Annotated in this window: 3 protein-coding genes; 1 reads left to right on the top strand and 2 read right to left on the bottom strand. The window is 73.1% G+C overall.

Going from position 1 to position 1569, the window contains the following annotated elements; translation table 11 throughout:
- The coding region (locus ACXJKL_RS20825) for a HisA/HisF-related TIM barrel protein (RefSeq protein ID WP_457208901.1) at positions 1-573 on the bottom strand (573 nt) is incomplete at its 3' end.
- 9 nt (positions 574-582) lie between these two features.
- Positions 583-1155, bottom strand: a complete 573-nt coding sequence (locus ACXJKL_RS20820; protein ID WP_457208900.1) for a TetR/AcrR family transcriptional regulator — start codon at positions 1153-1155, stop codon at positions 583-585.
- Between the two features lie 54 nt (positions 1156-1209).
- Here ACXJKL_RS20820 and ACXJKL_RS20815 point away from each other — a divergent pair.
- The coding region (locus tag ACXJKL_RS20815; protein WP_457208899.1) for an FBP domain-containing protein at positions 1210-1569 on the top strand (360 nt) is incomplete at its 3' end.

Here is a 1569-nt window from a genome sequence, read left to right as displayed (position 1 = left end):
GTCCGTGGCCGCGCAGACCGCGCGGAGCAGGTCGAGGTTGGGGCCCTGGAGCATGCCGTCCTTGTTGACGTCGGTGACGACGTAGCGGGCGCACCCCTCGGAGTCGAGACGGGCCAGCACCTCGTAGAGGTCGCCGCCCTCGCGGGTCCAGCCACGGGCGGCGAGCGTGCGCCCGCGGACGTCGAGGCCCACCGCGACGCGGTCGCCGTGCTCGGCGATCGCCCGCGCACACCACCCGGGCTGCTCGAGCGCCGCGGTCCCGATGTTGACCCGGCGGCAGCCGGTGGCCATCGCGGCCTCGAGCGACTCGTCGTCGCGGATGCCGCCACTCATCTCGACCTTGATGTCGAGGGCGCCGACGATGCGGGCCTGGAGCTCGCGGTTGTGGCCGTGGCCGAAGGCGGCGTCGAGGTCGACCAGGTGGATCCACTCGGCACCGGCCCGCTGCCAGCGCAGCGCCGCCTCGATCGGGTCGCCGAAGCGCTTCTCCGACCCGTCCACACCCTGCACGAGCTGGACGGCCTGGCCGCCCTTGATGTCGACGGCGGGCAGGAGCTCGAGGTGGGGGGCCATGGTCCGATCCTAGGAGTCGGCCGCCCACGACCTCAGCACGGTGTCCACGCCGTCGAGGATGCGCGGCCAGGTCCGGTCGGGCGGCGGGTCGCTGTGGTCGAAGCTGCCGGCCAGCTCGAGGCTCGCGAAGCCGTGCACCACGCTGCCGATCAGCCGGACGGCGTGGGTCTGGTCGGGACCGGACAGGCCGTAGCCGCGCAGGATCGCCCGGGTGAGGTCGGCGTGCCGCCCGCCGGGCCCCGACGCGGCGGCCTCGGGCGAGAGCCGGAGCTGCATCGCCGCGTAGCGGCCCGGGTGCTCGCGGGCGAAGTCGCGGTAGGCGCCGGCGAAGGCCACCAGCGCGTCCTTGCCGGCGCGTCCGACCAGCGCCTCGGACGCCCGGTCGGCGAGCTCGTCGAGGGCGAGCAGGGCGATCCGGGTCCTCAGGTCGTCGGACCCGCCGACGTGGGAGTAGAGGCTGGCCACCCGGACGCCGAGCCGGCGTGCCAGCGCCGAGACGGTCACCTCGTCGAAGCCGACCTCGTCGGCCAGGTCCGCCCCGGCCCGGACCACGAGGTCGGGCGAGAGTCCTGCGCGGGCCATCCTGACTCCTTTAGTGGTTTGCCTAATACCTTTAGGTACCTTAGCGTCCTCCCCGTGAAGCCGTTGACCGAGCCCGAGATCCGCGCCAGCTTCGTCAACTGCTCGAAGGGCGAGGCGAAGCGACTCGCCGTCCCCCAGGACCTCGCCGGTCGACGGTGGGAGGACCTGGACTATCTCGGTTGGTCGGATCCGCGAGCGCCGGCACGCCGCTACCTCGTCGCGGACGTGGACGGGACGACGTACGGGCTCGTGCTCCGGATCAACGAGGCGAGCGTCGGGATCAAGCGGCGCAGCATGTGCTCGCTGTGCATCACCGTGCAGTCGGGCGGCGTCTCGCTCATGGTGGCGCCGCGCGCGGGCAGGGCGGGCCAGCAGGGGAACTCGGTGGGGACCTACATCTGCTCGGACCTCAGC

This window comes from Nocardioides sp. P5_C9_2, assembly GCF_054049555.1.
Note: the sequence above shows the minus strand (reverse complement) of the source record. Positions and strands in the feature narration are given on the sequence as shown.